Source organism: Ligilactobacillus acidipiscis, assembly GCF_900116935.1.
Classification (GTDB): Bacteria; Bacillota; Bacilli; order Lactobacillales; family Lactobacillaceae; genus Ligilactobacillus; species Ligilactobacillus acidipiscis.
Window position 1 is genome coordinate 2,370,397 of the sequence record NZ_LT630287.1, and the last position, 20,686, is coordinate 2,391,082.

The 20,686-nt window shown below is 36.7% G+C and carries 17 protein-coding genes; 2 read left to right on the forward strand and 15 right to left on the reverse strand.

What is annotated here, in order from left to right:
- Positions 1-176: 176 nt before the first annotated feature.
- The 8 genes from BQ5903_RS12335 to arcA all read right to left on the reverse strand — a co-directional run bounded on the left by BQ5903_RS12335 (position 177) and on the right by arcA (position 8,721).
- The gene (locus BQ5903_RS12335) at positions 177-488 is read right to left on the reverse strand and encodes a hypothetical protein (protein WP_035631529.1); all 312 of its coding nucleotides are present in this window, start codon (positions 486-488) and stop codon (positions 177-179) included.
- 9 nt (positions 489-497) lie between these two features.
- Entirely contained in the window at positions 498-1,199 is a 702-nt protein-coding gene (locus tag BQ5903_RS11030) for an ABC transporter ATP-binding protein (protein ID WP_079579545.1), read from the reverse strand.
- Between the two features lie 354 nt (positions 1,200-1,553).
- A complete protein-coding gene (locus tag BQ5903_RS11035) occupies positions 1,554-2,126 on the reverse strand; it encodes an NADPH-dependent FMN reductase (protein WP_079579546.1) in 573 nt (190 codons plus the stop codon).
- A 596-nt stretch (positions 2,127-2,722) separates the two neighbouring features.
- On the reverse strand, positions 2,723-3,682 hold the full coding sequence (gene arcC / locus BQ5903_RS11040; RefSeq protein ID WP_079579547.1) for a carbamate kinase: 960 nt from the start codon (positions 3,680-3,682) through the stop codon (positions 2,723-2,725).
- Positions 3,683-3,729: 47 nt separating this feature from the next.
- A complete protein-coding gene (locus BQ5903_RS11045) occupies positions 3,730-5,151 on the reverse strand; it encodes a basic amino acid/polyamine antiporter (protein ID WP_010499663.1) in 1,422 nt (473 codons plus the stop codon).
- A gap of 149 nt (positions 5,152-5,300) precedes the next feature.
- Entirely contained in the window at positions 5,301-6,242 is a 942-nt protein-coding gene (gene arcC / locus BQ5903_RS11050) for a carbamate kinase (protein ID WP_010499665.1), read from the reverse strand.
- 38 nt (positions 6,243-6,280) lie between these two features.
- Positions 6,281-7,321 (reverse strand): ornithine carbamoyltransferase, encoded by a 1,041-nt coding sequence (gene argF, locus BQ5903_RS11055; protein ID WP_010499666.1) that lies wholly within the window; start codon positions 7,319-7,321, stop codon positions 6,281-6,283.
- Between the two features lie 104 nt (positions 7,322-7,425).
- Positions 7,426-8,721 carry an arginine deiminase gene (arcA, locus tag BQ5903_RS11060; RefSeq protein ID WP_010499667.1) on the reverse strand — a complete coding sequence of 432 codons (1,296 nt, stop codon included), beginning with the start codon at positions 8,719-8,721 and terminating at the stop codon, positions 7,426-7,428.
- A 1,241-nt stretch (positions 8,722-9,962) separates the two neighbouring features.
- Here arcA and BQ5903_RS11065 point away from each other — a divergent pair.
- The gene (locus tag BQ5903_RS11065) at positions 9,963-10,676 is read left to right on the forward strand and encodes a B3/B4 domain-containing protein (protein WP_010499671.1); all 714 of its coding nucleotides are present in this window, start codon (positions 9,963-9,965) and stop codon (positions 10,674-10,676) included.
- Positions 10,677-11,413: 737 nt separating this feature from the next.
- Here BQ5903_RS11065 and BQ5903_RS11070 read toward each other — a convergent pair.
- The 4 genes from BQ5903_RS11070 to BQ5903_RS11085 form a co-directional block, all read right to left on the reverse strand.
- Positions 11,414-12,189 (reverse strand): IS5-like element ISLpl3 family transposase gene (locus BQ5903_RS11070; RefSeq protein WP_086989537.1). Its coding sequence is split into 2 segments (ribosomal slippage): positions 11,414-11,865 and positions 11,865-12,189, totalling 777 coding nucleotides; the frame shifts between segments, so codons are not numbered across the junction.
- Between the two features lie 374 nt (positions 12,190-12,563).
- A complete protein-coding gene (locus BQ5903_RS11075; RefSeq protein ID WP_154022042.1) occupies positions 12,564-12,731 on the reverse strand; it encodes a hypothetical protein in 168 nt (55 codons plus the stop codon).
- A 398-nt stretch (positions 12,732-13,129) separates the two neighbouring features.
- A complete protein-coding gene (locus BQ5903_RS11080; protein WP_010499244.1) occupies positions 13,130-13,711 on the reverse strand; it encodes a hypothetical protein in 582 nt (193 codons plus the stop codon).
- Between the two features lie 27 nt (positions 13,712-13,738).
- Positions 13,739-14,173: a GNAT family N-acetyltransferase gene (locus BQ5903_RS11085; protein ID WP_079579548.1), complete on the reverse strand. Its 435-nt coding sequence runs from the start codon at positions 14,171-14,173 to the stop codon at positions 13,739-13,741.
- On the opposite strand from BQ5903_RS11085, the gene BQ5903_RS11090 reads away from it, so the two are divergent.
- Positions 14,172-15,350, forward strand: a complete 1,179-nt coding sequence (locus tag BQ5903_RS11090) for an IS256 family transposase (RefSeq protein WP_057785074.1) — start codon at positions 14,172-14,174, stop codon at positions 15,348-15,350. The two genes, BQ5903_RS11085 and BQ5903_RS11090, sit on opposite strands and share 2 nt — an antisense overlap.
- Before the next feature lie 132 nt (positions 15,351-15,482).
- Here the strand turns inward: BQ5903_RS11090 and BQ5903_RS11095 are convergent, their stop codons facing one another.
- The 3 genes from BQ5903_RS11095 to BQ5903_RS11105 form a co-directional block, all read right to left on the reverse strand.
- Positions 15,483-16,865, reverse strand: a complete 1,383-nt coding sequence (locus BQ5903_RS11095) for an amino acid permease (RefSeq protein ID WP_231920944.1) — start codon at positions 16,863-16,865, stop codon at positions 15,483-15,485.
- Between the two features lie 81 nt (positions 16,866-16,946).
- Entirely contained in the window at positions 16,947-17,408 is a 462-nt protein-coding gene (locus tag BQ5903_RS11100) for an arginine repressor (protein WP_056972420.1), read from the reverse strand.
- 1,597 nt (positions 17,409-19,005) lie between these two features.
- Positions 19,006-20,676 (reverse strand): glycoside hydrolase family 13 protein, encoded by a 1,671-nt coding sequence (locus BQ5903_RS11105; protein ID WP_079579550.1) that lies wholly within the window; start codon positions 20,674-20,676, stop codon positions 19,006-19,008.
- Positions 20,677-20,686 lie beyond the last annotated feature (10 nt).

Genomic DNA, 20,686 nt, shown 5'->3' on the forward strand with positions numbered 1-20,686 from the left:
GTATTTATGATATTTAAGTCCAGCTATTTGCTTTTTGCCTTGATTATCAACAAGACTGATTTGTTGTCCAATTTTATAATTGTTCTTTTCATACTTACTTAAAGCAATTTCATTTGGCTTATGTGGTAGCCTGCCTTGAACTACCTGATATATTGATAATTTAGTAGTCTTTTCGTTTAACCGGATCGTTTTTTTGAATCCGCTGTTAAAGCATCTCGATAAATACTGTACTCTGCCTGTTTAACATGCTTCATCCGCTCAATATATTTTCGGTCGCTATTATTAAAGCCAACCGTGCTAGTAACCTGTGCATCGGCCATTTTATGTTGGCGAAAATACTGGTTTCCTGTTGCACGCATATCGTCTCCGGTGACCTTTAATCCGATCAGCACAAAAGCTCCCAGAGCCAGTAAGATCGCAATCGAAATAAAACGAGGAAACGAGCCTCTAAACTCACGAAAAATATTCTTTCTTAGAATTTTATGCAAACTCTTCACCTACCACTCGATCTCGGAAACTGGTTTTGGCCACTCATTAAGATAATCTTCTTTGACTTTGCCATCAGAGATCTCGATCACATGATCAGCCATCGCTTTGATCGCAGCATTATGAGTGACAATAATAACTGTTTTGCTCTCTTTGTGGCTGAAATCTTGTAAAAGCTGTAAAACCGTTTTGCCTGTCTTATAATCAAGCGCCCCCGTTGGCTCATCGCACAACAAAAGTTCTGGATTTTTTGCAACCGCGCGTGCGATTGAAGCTCTTTGCTGTTCTCCACCCGAAAGCTGTGAAGGAAAATTATCTTTCCGATTTTCCAAACCAACTTTGCCCAACGTTTCAGCTGGATCAAGTGCGTCTGGAGAAATTTCAGATGCCAGTTCAACATTTTCTAAAGTAGTTAAATTAGGAATCAGGTTATAAAATTGAAAAACAAATCCAATCGAATTTCGCCGATAAGTAGTTAACTGCTTTTCTGAATATTCAGCTATGTTTTTCCCATTGATCTCTACTCGGCCCTCAGTAGCTGAATCCATTCCACCCAAAGTATTCAATAAAGTTGACTTACCTGCACCAGAAGCACCCACAATGACCATTAACTGTCCCTTTTCAAGTTCAAAGGAAATATCATCATTAGCGCGGATCCCACGTTCACCGCTGCCAAATACTTTTGAATAATGCTCAATTTCAATATATGCCAAACCCGTTCCCTCATCTCATTTATTAATTGGTATCCTTAATTGATAAATCATTTTTTTCTATTCATTTTCTAGCTGCTATTAATATCCATAATAACAGCTAGAGTCCGCTAATACCAAAACAACTGGTCTTTTTATACTTTTGAAAAAACAATTGTCCCAAAGTCAGTTGATCAATTCATGGCTATTCTGTTGCAAATAACGATAGAGACCGGAGTCCGTTAACTCCGGCAACGAACTTTTGTCCATGGTCTTATTGTAGCAAATATTAGCTACCGAAACTAACTAAAGACAATAAAAAACATTGACCCATCTTACGCGATCAATGCCTAACTGATGCTATTCATATTTAACAGTTTAAGCTACATTTTCTTCATTTCTATTTTGATGCATGCGTACCTTTTGAACAAAAGCTGTAAAGCATTCATCCAAAAATCCAGCAGTATCCTGATCCTTCAAAACTCCAGCTTGGTTAAACTGTTCTTGACAATGGCCTAACAAAAATTCATGGCCCGACAAAACATCTGCACACAGACCTGGTGAGTTTAAAATTTGACGGAGACTATCTTGGGCACGGGAAGTTCCTTGATTACCCAAAGATGTTCCCACGATCATAACCGGTTTTTGGAAAAACAATTCTTTCCGACAAGATAACCATTCTAGTGCACTCTTTAATGCTGCTGTGATCGCGTGGTCATATTCAGGCGTGGAAATTATCACTGCATCAGCAGTTTCGACTTCATGATAAAGCACTTTGACTGCTTGAGGTAAATCCCCCGACAATAACGACACATTAAACAAAGGCAAATTGTCGATCTCACAAACTGAAAGTTCACATTCATCTGAACTATACTGTTTTTGCATATATTTTAAAAGTTTACGATTATATGATCCAGCCGAATTAGTCCCAACAATTTCAGCAATTTTCATAAAAGGTTCCTCCTAGTACAATTCTTTTTCATAACATTGAATTTTTTTCACATATTTAGCTACCTACTTATCATACTACAAAAATCAAAAAGAGTAAGCCCATATTTATATTTTTTATTCTATTAAATAAAATTAAAAAATACTTTAATCGAGCTGAAAACGCCGTTAAAATAGCATATGTCGGGAATAAATAATTTTACACAAGCGAGTCTTTCTTATACTTTCTGCATTTTACTTATTATTTGGCAAGAAAATTTTATCAAATGATATGTTCACTTAGGTAAAGCTCGCAAACAAATCTCAAAATATATTGTGCAAAATAATTCATGTTTTTGAAAATATTTTATGGTGTTACATGGAGATTATATGAAAGCTTTAAAATGGCCTTACAAAAATCCTCAATGTAAGGCTCTTTAAAAAAGAAAAATTTGTTTACTAGCGACCAATTAAATAAATCAAGTCTAGCTTATTACTTACTTTCCCACCGATATTAAACAATATCATTTATAGGAATAAAGCAAAAAAGCAAGAAAATCATCATTATCTTCCTGCCTCTTGATTAATAGCTTTGAAACTTATTTGCTCAAAACTTTAATTTATCTGTATTCTGTTTGAGTACCTTCATTAATGATCATCGTACCCTGAGTTCCTTCAATGATCTCTTTAGCATCTTTCAAATCCCCAATAACAGCGGGATTACCGCTTTGGCGGACAAAGTCTACCGCTGCTTTAACTTTCGGCATCATACTGCCCTTCGAAAATTCTTCAGCGTTAATATGCTCTTGAATCTCCTCAATGCCAACAGTTTTTAATTCGGCTTGTTCGGGCTGACCATAGTTATAGTAAACACCTCCGCCAGAAGTTAAAATGATCAACTTGTCAGCTTTGATCAGTTGAGCAATCTTAGACGCACTAAAGTCCTTATCGATCACAGCTTCTGTGCCGACCAAACGGTCGCCTCTTTCAACAACAGGTATCCCGCCACCGCCAGAAACAATCGGCACGATTCCAGCCTCAACGACTTGTTTGATTGCCCGGTATTCATTGATTTTAACGGGTTTTGGTGAAGGAACCACTCGCCGATATCCACGCCCAGCGTCTTCCATCAGCTTCCAGTCTGGGTGTTCTTGCCTTAGTTTCGCTACTTCGCTTTTTTTATAAAACGGGCCGATCGGTTTAGAAGGATCTTGAAAAGCCGGATCATCCTCTGCAACGATTGTTTGTGTGATGATCGTCATTACGTCTTTGTCAATCCCATTCTTAAGCAATTCCTCACGCATAGCATTTTGGAACCAATAGCCAATACTGCCCTGTGTCATTGCTCCACAAGTGTCCAATGGCATGGCTGGGTTTTCTGAGCTGTCACCAGCACTTTGCTGCAACAATAAATTTCCCACTTGTGGACCGTTACCATGAGTAATGATCAACTGGTCACCGTTTTTAATAAAATTAACCAACTCTTTAGCTGTCTGACTAACAGCACGTTTTTGTGCTTGGGCCGATGGATCCTCTGAGAGGATCGCATTCCCGCCTAGAGCAACAACTATTTTTGCCATCTTATTTTCCTCCATTAACAAATTCGAAATTCTGCTGTTTATTCATTTTAACCAACTTTTATTGTACCGGTGCAGATCATAATAATTGCTATTACGGCAATCAATAGTACTATCCCCATAGTAATCTTCTCATTTTTATTGATTCGACGATCATTTTCTTTGCTAGACAAATAATAAAAGATAAATCCAGGAATATAGAGGATCGAAACCATCAAAACCTGTTGCCAACCAGCTAGTACCATCGCTGTCAACTGAAATGCAGCCGCAATAATACCTATCACAAATTGTCCCCATTCTTTCTTTTGGTAAGAGAATTGCATTTGATATGATCCAACCATCAAATAAGAAATCAGAATCGCAGCTGTACATAAACTGTAGGCAAAGTTGTATGCATATTCAGTAAAGAGCAGCGAAAACAAGAAGATTGTCTGCATTACACCAGTAATTACCAAAGAATAGGTAGGTGCATTTTTCTTATTAACCTTTCCCCATGACTTAGGCAAAGTCTTGTCCTTAGCCATCAACATCGTTGTTTCAGCTGGCAGCATCGTCCATGAAATCCATGCCCCAAGTGTAGAAATGATTAGGCCAATGTTGATCATAACTGAACCCCATGACCCAACAACGTGTTTCAAAATTTCACCCATGGCTGGTTGTTGCAAAGTGGCTATCTTAGCTTGACTCAAGACTCCGTATGGTAACAATGAAACTAAAATATAAATTGCTAGTAATGAAACTAAACCATAAACTGTGGCTTGCTGTGCGTCAGATTTTTTCTTAGCACGGTTGCCTAAAACAGAAGCTCCTTCGATTCCAATGAAGACCCACATCATAACCATGATCGAACCTTTCATCTGTTCAAATAATGAAACTGTTTTGCCCCCGTGTAAGACATTATTAGTAACGTTGCCCCAGAAATCAGCCGTAAAGATTCCGCCCTTAAAGCTGATGATCATAATGACAACAAATGCAAAGATTGGGATTAACTTACAGATCGTAACGATCGTATTGATGAAAGAAGCACTTTCAACGCCATTATTTACCAAAAGAGTCAGTAACCACATAATAATTATTGCTGCAAAAATCGAAGCTAAATTTTGACCACCTTTGAACACTTTAAAAAAGGTCCCAAAAGAACTCATTAACATTGTGGCAAAGGCAATATTTCCTAACCAAGATGACAGCCAATAGGCCCAGCCTGAAATAAATTCACCTAAGGGTCCAAACTGTGCTCCAGCATAACTGAAAATCCCGGAATCAAGTTCAGGACGTCTCTCAGACAAATTATTCAACGAGAGAACCAAGGCAAGAATACCGATTCCAACAAAGACCCACGCCAGTAACGCAGGACCTGGCGCTGCAGCATTAGCTAAATCGTTCATAATACCGAAAATCCCTGTTCCAATCGATGAACTAATTATTAAAGCAACAAGCTCACCTTTAGCGATTCCTTTTGAATTATTCTCCATTAAATTCATTCCCTTCAAATTTTATTGATAACTTTCACTAGCAAATGTGCTTCACTAAAACTATTAAATTTTTCAAGAAAAAAAGAGTCTGGCATAGTTCCTATGCTCAGACTCTCCTTGCATCTGTCATTAAAAACAATTATGACAAATCAATTAGTGATCACTGTTCCAGAGCGACCAGTAATTAAATGAGAAACATTTTTCAAGGAAGTAATAACTGCCTGACCATTTGTATTTGAAACAAAATCATTTGCAGCTTGAATTTTAGGCAACATACTTCCCGCCGCAAATTGGCCCTGCTCAAGGTATTCCATCGTTTCATGCACGGTTACTTCTCCTAATTTTTTCTGGGAAGACTTTCCATAATTTATATAGGCATAATCAACCGCAGTTAAAATTATCAGCTCATCTGCACCAATATTTTCAGCCAATTTAGCCGCGCTAAAATCTTTATCTATTACAGCCTCCACACCAGTTAAGCTGCCATCAGCGGTTTTAATCACTGGGATACCGCCTCCACCAGCAGCAATCGGTACCATACCATTTTCCAACATCAATGAGATCAGCGGAGATTCTTTAATATTTATCGGTCGCGGGGAAGCTACGACTCTTCGGTACCCCCGCCCTGCGTCTTCCGCAAAAACATATCCCGGATGTTCTTTTTGGTATGCTATTACTTTAGCTTTGGAATAAAACGGACCAATAGGTTTAGAAGGGGCATGAAATGCCTCGTCATTTTGATCAACTATAGTTTGTGTTACAATAGTAGCAGTCGTTTTTTGAATATTTTCTTTTTCAAAAATCTCAGACAAACTTTTTTGCAGCCAGTAGCCAATACTGCCTTGCGTCATAGCTCCCACCGTGTCCAAAGGCATGGGAGGATTGCCTTTTGACTGTCCCTTAGTCATTTGCAATAACAAATTTCCAACTTGTGGGCCATTGCCATGGGTGACAACCAATTGATTACCTGCTTTAACAAATTGTGCCAACACCTCAGCGGTTTGCTTGATCGAATTGAGTTGAGCTCCCGCCGAGCCGTCTTTAGTCGCGATTGCATTACCACCTAAAGCGACTACGATTTTCTTAGGCATCTTAGTTCACACTCCTGATCAAAACTTAAAATAGCATTTTAGACTGATGGGATAAATAAATTCCCCAACGTAGCTGCCATAATAGCTTTAATCCCGTGCTTCCGGTTTTCACCTTCTTCAAAGACACGTGAGTATTTACTACGAAAGACTTCATCAGTAACTTCCATCTCGCTGATACCATATTTTTCATAGACATCTTGTCCATACGCTGTCTTAGTATCATGAAAGGCTGGCAAACAATGCATGAAGATCAATTGATCATCCGGTGTTCCTGTTTTCTTCATCAGTTCCATATTGACCTGATATGGTTTGAGCAGTTTAACACGATCTTCCCAATCACTTTCGCCCATTGAGACCCAAACATCTGTGTAAATGGCGTTAGAGCCCTTAACACCCTCTTCAATGTTGTCTGTAATCATAACTTGAGCACCACTCTTTGCAGCATATTCCTTGGCGATAGAAACATGTTTTTCAGAAGGATATAAAGCTTTAGGTGTGACCACGTGAACATTGACACCAACCATTGAACCGCCAACTAACAGGGAGTTAGCCACGTTGTTTCTGCCATCGCCAATGTAAGTTAATGTCAATCCCTTTAAACGGCCGAAATTTTCCTTCATTGTCATTAAATCAGGAATCGTTTGTGTTGGGTGCCATTCATCTGTTAAACCATTCCAAACCGGCACACCAGAATACTTAGCTAGCCCATCAACAGTTTCTTGTTTGAAACCGCGAAATTCGATTCCGTCAAACATTGATCCTAAAATTTTAGCAGTATCTTCAACACTTTCCTTCTTACCTAAATGAATATCATCTTTACCTAAATAGTCAGGATGCGCACCTAATTCAATTGCCGCTGTCACGAAAGAAGATCTTGTTCTAGTCGAAGCCTTTTCAAACAGCAAAGCAATGTTTTTCCCTTCTAGATAACGATGCGGAATATTATTCTTTTTCATAAATTTCAAATGAAGCCCAAAATTAATCAAATATTCCATTTCTGCAGGTGTCATTGATGTTTCCGACAAAATACTGCGTCCTTGAAAAACGTTACTTTCTTTACCAACAAATTTACTCTCCATGTGATTCTTCACCTCAAATTAAATTTTTATTGAACGAGTGTTATACCTTGTTATCTTATTAAAACTATTAAAATAACTTACCTAGAGTTAGTCCTGAATTTTTATTACTTAGTTTCTAAATCTTCCCTGATAATTGGCATCGACATACAACGTGGGCCGCCCCGACCGCGTGAAAGTTCACTTGAGAGAACTTCATGAACTAAGATTCCATGTTCCCTTAACATCTCATTAGAAACATAATTTCTATCATAAGTGACAACTTCTCCTGGTGCGATGGCCAAAGTATTAGAACCATCATTCCATTGTTCACGTGGTGCAACGATTGGATCACTATTGCCGGTTGGAATCAGGTCAAGTTCAGATTGATGCAAGACTTCTTTTAAAACCTCGAGCAAATCAGTACGGTGTTCGCTAGTGATCTGTCCATCTTTACTTGGATGAAGGACCCACATATCTATCTTGCCGCCGTTCATAATTTGCGGATGAACTGTAAACTGATTGTAATTGATCATAGTAAAGACTGTATCTAAATGCATCATTGCATGATTGTGCGGAATCTTAATTCCCACAACTGTGTCATAGTTTGAATTTGTAAAAAGATTACGAGCAATATCTTCCAACGCGTCAGCCGATGTCCGTTGTGAGATTCCGATAGCCATCACATGATCACTTAAGACTAATTCATCTCCGCCTTCAATACGTGTGGTATGATTTCTGTCTCTCCAAACATTCACGCCCTGGTCTGCAAAACGTGGATTATGTTTGATGATATATTCCATAAATAATGATTCACGTCTTCTAGCTGCAAATGTCATATGATTAATTGAGAGTCCATCACCAATCGAGGCAGCTGGATCCCTAGTGAAATACAAGTTAGGCATTGGATCCATTAAAAACGGATAATCAGCATCTTCTGAAAGTAATCGTAAATCCTTGTAGTTCAGATCAATGTCACTCTTGCGAATGCCTTCCATAATGGTGGTAATCATTTGCAAAGGCTCCATGCCCACCAAGTATTCTTTCAAAGCAGAATATGTTAGTCCATCCTTAAATCCCGACTCCTTGACCATGCGATCAACAAATTCTTGCTTAACAGGTTGTTCATTCAATGCATCGGCCGCCAAGTTTTCAAGGTACAAAACCTCAGCGCCGTTATCCCTGAGAGTTTGAGCAAAATAGTCATGTTCCTTTTGGGCAATCGGTAAATATGGAATATCATCAAATAACAATCGTGGCATGGTATCAGGTGTTAAATTCTCAATTTCTCTGCCAGGTCGCTTCAAAATTACTGAACGCAACTTTCCAATTTCCGAAGATACGTGAATTGGACTACTAAATCCATAATTTTTAGCATTATCTGTATGGAATTCTGGTGTAACGACTCCTGTAGATTTTTGCATAAATGTCACTCCTTAGTGTTTTATTTCTTTTGACGCTCAGAGTGTACTTCATTAAAAAAACGCTGTCAAATGCTGCTATATCAATATTTAAAAATGAAATTTTTGTTTAAATAAAGATGAATTCCAATCAATACTTTATACATTTTTTGAGAGCTTTATTGCATAGTGATTATTATTTTGAATAAAGTGAGAATAAAGAAATAATTATTATTTTTTGTTAACTTTATAATTAGAGCCGCTTTCATTTTTCCAAACTACAACTTTTTTATTTAATAATATCAACTAATGTTTTAAAATAATTATAATGCCATATAGACTTAGCCATTCTAATTATAAAAAATGGGGACTTTTGAAAGATACACAATACGCGTCAAATTACGTTCAGTACTATGATCGTCTTTCAAAACTGAAAAGGAATCTTCAATGATACAATGTAATTTCTTTAAAGCAACAACTATTATGTTACCCAGCGTCTTTCATATTTAAATGGTAAGATGCTTAAAGATTGCACTCCTGTTTAAACAGGGATAGCTCTCGATCTAAGTTGAGCCAGCTTGTGTATCATGAACTGGAATTTTGGTAGCGAAATAATTCAAAATATAACCATTAGTTACCCTGATCAAATGAGTTTTAAAGTCCTAAAAATACATAGATTTTGCGACATTATACCTTATATCGGTTACGTTAGAGAAAAACCTTTGCACGCTTGTTTCTAACTTTTTGACATAGTGAATTAGGCAAACTGTCAATAATAACGATCTGATCTGCTTGCACATATTCACGCCTTATAGCGCATTTATGATGACAGGTAAAAGCTGATGTGCTCACCGATTAACGTTAATACAATCCAGTGCAATTTTCTTTGAGATAGATAGCTTAGCCAACTCGAAAAATCTACGTTAAGATTGGACATTACTAATTATCTGTAAGCAAAGCTAAAATTTGTATGCCAGAAATGCTCGCATGCTTGGTATTGATTCGATTATAGATAAAAGAAAGACAATAATTGCCGAAAAAACACTCACAGATTTCCTATAACTGATTCAAATCGATTTGCAAATTATGACGTTTTTGTTTAAACTTTATGTGAATTAATTGGTTATATTCCTTTTTGTTTGGTCATTTAAAAGTTTCATTTTATTGAGTTGAGGTTTTTATAAAATTTTGTATTAAATGGTTGGGTTTTACAAACTAGCATCCTAATTATACATATAATACTTAATACTAGGAGGGTATCATTGATGAAGAAAAACTTTAGAGCTGAAGCACCTTTCTGGAACTTATTTCCAGATGTAGAAATTGCAGTGATCGTAGCTGAGGATATTAATAACCATGAAAACGATAAAATTCCTGCAAATTTACTTGAAAAAGCTAATTGCCAAGCAATCAAATGGATCCCGGATAATCCAATCAGTTCCAACGATGTAATTTCTGATTGGAGAAAAGCATTTCAAAAATTTAAAACAAAAAAAGGTGCACGTTGCGCTGTCGAAAGTCTGCTAAAAAGGGCTAAGCAAGGTAAGGGAGTTACTAGTATCAACCCAATAGTCGATGTTTATAATTCAGTCTCGTTAAACTGGGCTTTCCCTGTCGCAGGAGAAGACCTGGCAAAAATTGAAGGAGATATTCGACTAACGGTTGCTTCAGGTGGCGAAAAATTCTGGCCGATTGGTGAAAAAGAAGAGCAAGAAGCTATGCCTAACGAAGTGATCTATACTGACGATCATTCTATCTTAAGTCGTTGCTGGTCTTGGCGTGATAGCGCCAGAGTTGAGGTTACTGAAAACACTAGTGACGCTCTATTTTACATGGAAAATGTAAATCCTAAGCGACAGAATGATCACAGAAAAGCCGTTGCCGAATTACAGACCAAATTAAAACAATACTTCAACTGTGATAGTCAAGTCGGTTATATTACCAAAAATTCACCATCTATTTTGCTTCTTACTAAGTAAAAATAATTGATTTTTAAAATAAAGGCATGCTTAAGTCAGCTGAAAACAAACAATATTTACTCTGATAGGTTCTGCTTGTTTAAAATTTATGATTGTAAAAATCATTTTAGTATAACGCTAATAAATGTAAGCGCTGTTTAGCCGACCGTCTTTAATAATAAGTTATGAGAAGCTGGGAAAGATTATCTCCAAAATGTAAAACAGAGTCAAAATTCTGGTTTTTCAAAATTTTGACCCTATTTGTTTGATTTATATATTTACTTTTAAGAACAATTTGTTCATGTCGTCCAACAAAGTAATGGCTATCACTAGCCAAAAACTGAGCTAACTTGGTTAAATTAATGGTCATTACAGAGAACCTTAGCTCGTTTGAAACGGCTTCTTCGTCTCGTAAATAAGTTCGATGTACTTGAAAACTGGTTCAATATCGATCTTGTTCTGGACGAAGAGCTGTAATCCTATTCCTAATGAGGGCTGTTCTTTAATATAATTTTTGAAATACTCACGAGTTGGATTGTAGTTTATGCACCGTTGGTACCTTTGAGAATTTTCGATAGTCGGGCTAACTCTGATGTTACTTGTTTTGTTGGACTCATAAACTTTAAATTTTCGTTCAAAACCTAATTTATCGTTGTGTACACTGTAATTCTCAAAAAATGCATTTCTTTTCTCTCTCGCACATACACCGTAAGGAAACAGCGGAAATTTCTCAAAATCATCTAGGGTCCGTCTGAAAACTACTTAAGTAAGATGCAAATTGAGGCAATGTAGACCGTAGCCAGATAAACATGAGCGAGCTTATCATAACGCGTTGCAATCCTACGAAAGTTCTTCAACTGATTGAAGAAGTTCTCAATCAAATGGCGCTCACAATAAACGTGGTAATCACAGGTCCACTTGTCTTTGGTATTTTCCTTTGGCGGAATGGTATAGACGCCTGCTTTATCTTCAATATACTGGCGAAGTTTCGCGGTGCCATAGGCTTTATCCGCGATAATATTTGATTGAGAAATATCGAAGCCTTCCAGCAACTCACTGGCAACTTGGCTATCATGTACTTGACCACCTGTTAGGCGAAAACCCAAGGGATTCCCTAATCCGTCAACGAGTGCGTGAATCTTGGTCGTTCGGCCACCTCGACTTAGTCCAATAGCTTGATTTTCGACCATACATTCGGCGTTTTTTTTGCCCCAGTGGCCTTTTGATGCGCTCGAACGATCGTTGAATCTAAGCTCAAGTTTTCCATGTCGGGATCGTCAATCAATTCGAGAAAAACCTGTTCGAACAAGCCTGAACTTACCCAGGCTCGGAAGCGACTATACACCGTTTTCCAAGAGCCATAGCGTTCAGGTAGATCACGCCAAGGAGCCCCGCTGCGCATGAGCCAGAGGATAGCGTTGAGGGCGGTACGGTTGTCTAGGCTTGATGGACGGCCAGTCCGGTATGGTGGGAAGTATCCTTTGATTCGGTCCCACTGAGCATCTTCCAGTTCGTATCGTTTAGGTGTTGTCATCGGAATGCCTCGATTCGTTTTTCCTCAGATTATACCTGAATTTTTAGTTTTCAGACAGTCCCTAGAATTACACTATAATTTGATTCACTGCAATAATTAGTGTCAGTTAAATTGCATTTGAATAAGTCTAAATACGGCATGTCTAACAAAAATGGAGCCAATGTCCAAGTATCAGCTGGCTTAAGAAGAATCTCATAGTTCAAAACAAATTGATTTTTGGAGATTATAGCCGGGTTTTAGTTGTCCATTTATCAAGGAATTTGCTTTCATCGACATAAACGTCGCTTCGTGATCTGTTTCAAAAAACTGTTGCGTTGTGGCGTCCAGCAAAGATTTTTCAGCTTTAGTTGCGCTCGTTTGTTAGGCGAGTTGCCCTAAGTAGCTTTAAGCTCGGCTTCAATTTTCTGAATTAAATTTTGGATTTCATACTGCACGATCCAATCACCCAACATTTCTGTCAAATCATCGCTAGAAATCAAATATTTCTGTTCGATCTCTTCAACGGCATGAGTTCTAATTAATTCTTCATAATATTTTAGCAATTTGGACCTTAATTAGGATAAAATTTAGCGATTACTTTTCCCAAGTAAAAGAAGACTTATTGCTATCCTCTTCAATTTTGGTTCCATAGATAAAGAGTACTCCAACAATTTTTACAAACAAGCCGTAAAATTATTGGTCATGGACCGCAAGAATTTTAATTGAGAGTGCCAAAGCCAACGGCTTAGATTCGGAAAAATATCTACTTGCTCTTTTCAACTAAATACCTCAATTGGATCATTTCCGACAAGGAAACAACTCAAGGGTTTATTTACCGTGAAATCGAACGAATGTTAAAATTGCGGTCTTCGTCAAGTGTACTGATTAATTAAATTAATTAAAATTTTTCAAAACCAGCCATTTAAAGCGTAAATGGTATTGTACTGGCTTTCGCTTGATATTAATTACTACTAGAAAACTTTTTTTGGCGAAAATAAATAAGCAGCATGAGTGATGTATTGAGGACTACTAAATAAACAGCAAAACCGATGGTTGTCAACTTATTATTAGGAGCTGCAATCAAGCTTGTTAGAGCTGAAAAAGTACCGCCAATATAAAAAAAGGGCCTTTCGGTATAAGGAAACAACCAAATTTTAATATAGGTGGGCAATGCAGCTAAAGCGTCACTTAAAATAGCGAACAAAACAGCTAAATTAGGTTCGTTAGTCATCTTCCAAATAACGAGGGTGCCAATTGAAAGTGCGGCACAAAGCAAATCTAACAGACTAATTTTCCAATAAGCACTTTTGTTAATAAAACTACCAAGGAAAATTAGGAACAGCATGAATCCAGCCATGAATACTGGTAAAATAGACCAGCTGATTCCCGTTGAAATAGCCACAATTGTCGCACTCATAGGAGAAAGCGACCAGAGTAACCAGGTTACTCTATTTGGTTGTACTTTACCTTTAATGGTGGCAACTAAGTAAATAGAACCAAAACAAGCTGAAATAACTGTTCCTAATAACACCAGTAACTTCACTCTATTTCACTCTCCTCAGCATGTGTTTTATTTTTTTAGAATCATATCCAGGTGTGGAATATTATCCTCCAAATAAACGTCAGAAACAGGTGAGAACCCAAATGAGCTATAAAAGTTTTGCAAGTAACTTTGTGCTTGAATCTTAATTTCTTTAGCAGGAAATTGTTTTTGAATTTGATTAAGTGTAGCTTGAACAACTTTTCTACCTAATTCGTGTTTACGATATTCTTTAACAACCAAGACCCTACCAAAACTAATGTGTACTTGATCTGTGTGAGGTACGATACGTGTATAAGCAACCAACTTGTCCTCTCTTTTTAACAAAACGTGAATCGCTTTTTCGTCTGCCTTATCAGAGAGTATAAAATAGTTTGTGTAAATAAATAAAATCCTATTGAAAAGGGAATCCCTTCCCCGTATGATTAAATCGTCAAACCAAACCAAAACGGAGGGATTCCCCATGGAACAGTTTACCAAAGATTTAACCAAAACTCTATTATCAAATGGCGATGTTAAAGAACTTTTTCGCCAACAACTTGAAAAAGCTATTAATCAAATCTTACAAGCTGAGTTAACTTCGTTACTCGGTTATGATCCTTATGAACGTAATGGTTTTAAGGCTAACAATTATCGGAATGGTCAATACTTTCGGTTAATTGATTCCGAATATGGTAAGTTGAAAATTGCTGTGCCGCGTGACCGACAAGGCAAGTTTCATAATCATTTACTTCCAGCTTATTCTCGTCGTCAAGATGCTTTAGAAACTACAATTATTCAACTTTACTCTAAAGGTGTTACCACTCGTGAAATCGCTGATTTGATTGAGAAAATGTATGGTTCTTATTATTCAGCTACAACTGTTTCTAACATTACTGCTCAAGTAACTGAGCAGATTGAAGCTTTTCATCAACGAACCATTAAAGCAAACTATGTTTGCTTATTCTTAGATGCAACTTATTTACCTTTGCGTCGTGACACAGTTCAAAGAGAAGCGGTTTATATTGCCTTAGGAATTACACCCACTGGAATTAAGGAAGTTCTTGATTATCGCATTGCACCCAGTGAAAATGCTGAAGTCTGGTCGGAAATGGCAGCAGATCTTAAGCAGCGAGGGCTTAAACAGGTTCAATTAATTATTGCGGACGGAATGGTCGGACTTCAACCAGCGCTGTTACATGCTTTTCCTAAAGCAAAATTTCAAAGATGTTTAGTTCATGTTATGCGTAATATTAGTACACATGTCCGTTTAAAAGACCGTGAGGTCATTTTAAATGATTTCAAACAGCTTCATTCGGTAACTAATAAAACTGAAGCTCATAAAATGCTTGCCGATTTTTATAGTACTTGGGAAAAGCAATACACAAATCTGATTAGTCACATTAGGTCAATTGAAAAGGAATTATTAGCTTTTTTGGCTTTTCCAGCCGCAATACGCCCAACCATTTATTCAACAAATATTATAGAATCGCTAAATAAAAAGATTAAACGCAAGACTAAAGCAAAAGAACAGTTTCCCAATGAAAAATCATTAGACAATTTCATTGGAGTGCAAGTAATTAGTTACAACGAAAAGAACTTTAATCGAATTCATCGTGGATTCGGACAAGTTAAGGATACATTAGAATCACTTTTCGACTGAAAAGATTTAATTTTATGGAGAAAGGGCAATCCCTTTTTACACAAACTTCTTGACACTCCCCAATATGCTACTCGAAAATAAAAAATTATTTAAACTTATACGTTTTTTTGGCAGGGTTTAAAACGTTTGCTGCTATTTATGAACAGATAAATCAACATGATCTAAAGGTATTAATTTACTGTGATATTTGACTTTATAGTAAATAAAAAGAACTAAAAAAATAGGTATAGACATATACGAAATAACGATATTTTGCCAGTCAAGTTTTAAAAAAGAATCAACGTCCTGACCAAAGATTACGACCACACATAAAATCATCGCAATAATTGGTCCCAGCGGAAACATCATTGCGTGATACTTAAGTTCACTCAACCGATGTCCCTGAGCTACAAAAGCTCTCCTAAACCTGTAATGGGATATTGCTATACCTAACCACGTTATAAAACCGCTTAACCCACTAGCACTAACCAAGAAAGTATATATATGACTATCGCCAATGCTGGTCCCAAAAATAACCAATCCCACAATACTAGTTACTAATAATGCCGGCATAGGAATTCCACGACTATTAGTCCGAGCAAAAATGGAAGGAGCATCGCCATTAACCCCTAAAGAAAAAAGCATTCTAGTAGAAGCATACATTCCTGAATTAGCAGAAGAAAGTACAGACGTTAGAATAACAGCATTCATAATACTGGCCGCTCCGGCCAAACCCGCACGTTTAAAAACCAAAGTAAATGGACTGATAGTAATATCTGAAGCACTTGTACCTAACAAATTTTGACTAGTATAAGGTATTAGGGCAGCAATTACTGCAATCGAAAAAACATAAAAAATTAATATTCTCCAAAAAACCTGCTTGATTGCTTTAGGAATACTTTCACCGGGGGTTTCAGATTCCCCAGCAGTAATTCCAATCAGTTCTGTACCCTGAAAAGAAAAACCAGCAACTAAGAAGACCTGAATAATACTTGGTAGGCCACCAACAAATGGTGCATCTTTATACGTAAAATTTCTTCCAAAAACTGGATGGCCACCAATTATCCCAACAATCGTTAAAAAGCCGACCAACAAGAAAAAAATCACTGTAATGACTTTTATTATCGCCAACCAATATTCCGTTTCTCCAAACGAACTAACTGACAAGGCGTTTATCAAAAAAATTAAAATAAAGGCGATTAAACTAAAAAGTGACCCATAACTATTAGGAAACCAAAACTTAAAAACGAGACCAATCGTCGAAACATCCACTGCCAGAGTGATCACCCAATTTAGCCAGTAATTCCAACCCATTGCGAAGCCAAAAGCTGGGTCAACAAATCGTCGGGCATAGCTGGCAAAGGAACCGGAAACGGGAAAATATGTTGCCATTTCTCCCAATGAAGTCATCAAAGAAAAGACCATTATTCCAATACCAACATATGCAACAACGCTTCCCCCTGGTCCAGCTTTAGAAATTGCTGACCCACTTGCCACAAATAAACCTGTCCCGATACTACCTCCCAATGCAATCATTGACAAATGCCTAGTTTTTAGAGACCTTTTAACTTCAGTTTCCTCTAACAATTTTTTTCCTCCTTAAGAAAAATGCAATTACTAATTATCAATACTTTCTAAAATAAATTGTTTTATTTTAGCAGCATCATCTTCACTTTTACTAATAATAACCAATGTGTCGTTGCCTGCAAGAGTCCCTACGATTTCAGGTATATTACTTGTGTCAAGCAACGACCCTAAAGCGTTTGCATAATTAGAATTTAAAGGCATTCTTACAATATTTAGCCATGCAATTCTCTCAACACTAGTCACATTATCGTGAATAGCTTCTTGAATTTTATTGATTTTTTTTGCTTCTTTTTGCTTATAAGGCGTTATATAGTACTTTGTCCCATTCTTCATACTTTTAAAAAGCCCTAAAGATTTAATATCTCTCGATATCGTAGCTTGAGTCGCATTTACGCCCCTTTTTTTTAAAGTTTCTAATAATTCTTCTTGAGTTGATATTTTCTCAGAATCTACAATCTTTTTGATCAACTCTAACCTTTTTTCTCGATTCATCAATTTCGCCCCCTTGAAAATAAAACATCGTAAACAAAAATACATTTATGTTAGCGCTTCTATTTTGCTATTTCACCATAATTATATATTTTATTTTTCACATAAGCAATGAGGTTAAAACTATCATTAGAGTATCTTTATTCGCTAATTAGATTATATTATTCATCAGATTTTATAAAGTTAAATTCTTATGGATTAAGACAAATTAACACTTACAAATAAAATATACAAGATTTGGGGAATTTTCGTCTTATATACGCACTTCTTTTAGCAATTAAGTTTAAAAACATTGTGAATAATAATACATAAAATAAAAATGTACAAAATTTTTCAATAACTCTCATTTTAAAAACTTTCATTTAAGATCCGAATATTTTTCAAAAACCGCTTTTTCTTGAAAGGTTAAGTTATCTATCGCTTTTATCCCGTTTAGAATCATATATTCAATTGAAATAAAAAATGAATTGATTAAAAGTGGTATAACGTGTATGTACTAGTTCGTAATAACTTCATTCTCGTTAAAACAAAAAACAAGATCATAAGTAAAAACAATCAACTCATTTTTTAGCCAAAAACCGTCTAACGAACGCATTAAATTATTTACGATTCCATAATTTTGGCCACCAAAATTGACGAATGGGATTCAATGATACAGCGTAATTTCTTTAGAACACAACTATTATGTTGCCTTGCACCTTTCATATTTGAACAATAAAGTGTTTAAAGGTTGTACCCATGTTTTGTAAACTTTTTTAAAGTTTGGCTAACATACCAAAACAAAATGACAGGGACAGCTCTCGATCAAAATTAAGGCGATTTGTGTATCATGAATTGAAGACTTGGTGACAAATATAGTTCAAAATATAACCATTAGTTGCCGCTCCTAAGTGGGCTTTAAGGCCATAAAAATACATGGTTTTCGTGACATTGTATCCTATATCGCTAAGTTAGAAAAAGCCTTGGCGTGCTTATTTCTAGTTTTTGACATAAGAGGTTACGCAAACTATCAATAAATTTATTTGACTGAACATTAGCTCCTTGACGCATGACCATTATGACAGTTAAATGTTGATATGCTCGCCGAACAAAAAGAGTACAGCCCAACTCAGCGCAATTTGATTAAAAATAAAAAACTTAACCTGCTCGAAAATTTACATTGAGATTGAATATTATTTATCATTTGTATGCAAAGTAAAGCTAAAATTTGTACGTCAGAAACGCACGTATGCTTGATTTTGCACCAATTATAGATAAAAAAACGACAATATTTGTCGTAAGGGCACCCGCAGATTTCCTTTAACCGATTCAAATCGACTTGTAAATTAAGACATTTTTTAATTTTATGTGGTTCAATTGGTTTTATTTTTTTTGGTTGACCACTTAAAAGTCTAACCTTATTGGTTTTTTGTAAAATTTTGTATAAATGATTGGTTGTTACGAACTAACACCAAGCGTACAAAAACTTACTTTAGAGGGAAATATCCGTTAATCTTTTCAAGATGTTGTTTTTTTGTGTTAAGTGCAAAAAGCTGTCTAAGCGTGACAAATTAACAAATGTCGCCCAGACAGCATTCTTTAGTTATGGCTAGTGCCAAGACTATTTAAATAAATAAACTCTAGTTTCATATGGCTTAAAGGATCTTTCCTGTCTCTCAGAGTAATTAGCAAGGACTAATTCCCCCTGGTCTTGCTCATAATCTCGCTCTAAAGTGTCTTCAGTAAAGTTGCTGATGACTAGTAAAGTTTGCCCTTTGTAATGCCGCTTATAGGCAAAAACCTCTTCATCATTGGGGTCTAACAACTCGTATGATCCATATCTAATCAATTCTGAATCATGGCGCATTTTTATTAATTTCTGATAGTAATAAAATACTGAGCCTTCTTGTTTCAATTCATTTTCAGCGTTGATTTGAAGGTAATTAGGATTCAGACCATACCATGGCTTTGCTCCATCTGTGAAACCTGCATTTTTTTCAGCACTCCACTGCATCGGAGTCCGCGAATTATCACGTGACATGAAAGACAAATATTCCAGCATTTGTTCAGGTGCTACTACTCTTTCTTTTTCAACCAATTGGTGATAAGCATTGATTGACTCAATATCTTCATATTCCGATAATTCTTTAAAATGAACGTTGGTCATTCCCAGCTCTTCACCTTCATAAACATATGGTGTACCTTGCATCATATGTAATGTGGTAGCTAACATCTTAGCTGATAATTCCCTATACTCTGGTTGATCAGATCCAAAACGAGAGACCACCCTTGGTTGATCATGGTTACCCCAATACAAACTATTCCAAGCTTTACCATCCAACTCTACTTGCCAACGTGATAATGCTTCTTTTAGTTCTGATAATTTTACTGGCTGATCATTCCATTTTCCTAGCCTTGGATCTGGATTCCCGCCTAAATTCACATGCTGGAACTGAAAGATCATATTTAATTCAGTTCCATCTAGATTAGTATAATTAATTGCCTCTTCAGGAGTAGAATCGGGCATTTCTCCGACAGTCATCACATCATATTTAGATAATACTTTCCGATTCATTTCCCTTAAAAATTCATCTAACCGCGGCCCACCCGAAACAATAGCAAAACTATCGCCATAAGCTGAACCGCCTTCCTGCGGTGCGTCTGGCAGACCAACGGGTTTGGAAATGAAATTAATAACATCCATGCGAAAACCATCGACCCCTTTATCAAGCCAAAAACGCATTAAAGAGTACACTTCTTGGCGAACCTGTGGATTTTCCCAATTCAAATCTGGCTGCCCTGTCGCAAACAAATGCAAATAATACTGCCCTCGTTCCGGCACATAGGTCCAGGCCGGCCCGCTGAACGCAGACCCCCAATTATTAGGTTCGTGACCATCCACCGGATCTCGCCAGATATAGTAATCCGCGTAGGGATTGTCCCGAGACTTTTTGCTTTCTTGGAACCATTTATGTTGATCTGAAGTATGGTTAACTACTAAATCCATCACAAGTTTTAAACCATTTTCATGTATTTGGGCTAATAACTTGTTAAAATCACTCATAGTCCCATAAACCGGCTGGATAGTTTCGTAATCGGCAATATCATAGCCATTATCAACATCAGGAGATTTATAAATAGGATTCAACCATAAAACATCAACGCCCAACTTTTTCAAATATGGTAATCTCTGGCTGATACCATTCAAATCACCGATCCCATCACTGTTACTATCCTGAAAACTGCGTGGATAAATTTGATAAACTACAGAATCTTGAAACCATTTTGGCATAAAACATAAC

Bases quoted from the DNA above. Each gene is read 5' to 3' on its own strand.
- BQ5903_RS11090 (WP_057785074.1), top strand. From the start codon at position 14,172: ATGGAACAGTTTACCAAAGATTTAACCAAAACTCTATTATCAAATGGC.
- argF (WP_010499666.1), bottom strand. From the start codon at position 7,321: ATGGAGAGTAAATTTGTTGGTAAAGAAAGTAACGTTTTTCAAGGACGC.
- arcC (WP_079579547.1), bottom strand. From the start codon at position 3,682: ATGGCAAAAATAGTTGTTGCTCTAGGCGGGAATGCGATCCTCTCAGAG.
- BQ5903_RS11105 (WP_079579550.1), bottom strand. From the start codon at position 20,676: ATGCCAAAATGGTTTCAAGATTCTGTAGTTTATCAAATTTATCCACGC.
- BQ5903_RS11100 (WP_056972420.1), bottom strand. From the start codon at position 17,408: ATGAATCGAGAAAAAAGGTTAGAGTTGATCAAAAAGATTGTAGATTCT.
- BQ5903_RS11045 (WP_010499663.1), bottom strand. From the start codon at position 5,151: ATGGAGAATAATTCAAAAGGAATCGCTAAAGGTGAGCTTGTTGCTTTA.
- arcA (WP_010499667.1), bottom strand. From the start codon at position 8,721: ATGCAAAAATCTACAGGAGTCGTTACACCAGAATTCCATACAGATAAT.
- arcC (WP_010499665.1), bottom strand. From the start codon at position 6,242: ATGCCTAAGAAAATCGTAGTCGCTTTAGGTGGTAATGCAATCGCGACT.
- BQ5903_RS11035 (WP_079579546.1), bottom strand. From the start codon at position 2,126: ATGAAAATTGCTGAAATTGTTGGGACTAATTCGGCTGGATCATATAAT.
- BQ5903_RS11065 (WP_010499671.1), top strand. From the start codon at position 9,963: ATGAAGAAAAACTTTAGAGCTGAAGCACCTTTCTGGAACTTATTTCCA.
- BQ5903_RS11095 (WP_231920944.1), bottom strand. From the start codon at position 16,865: ATGATTGCATTGGGAGGTAGTATCGGGACAGGTTTATTTGTGGCAAGT.
- BQ5903_RS11085 (WP_079579548.1), bottom strand. From the start codon at position 14,173: ATGGGGAATCCCTCCGTTTTGGTTTGGTTTGACGATTTAATCATACGG.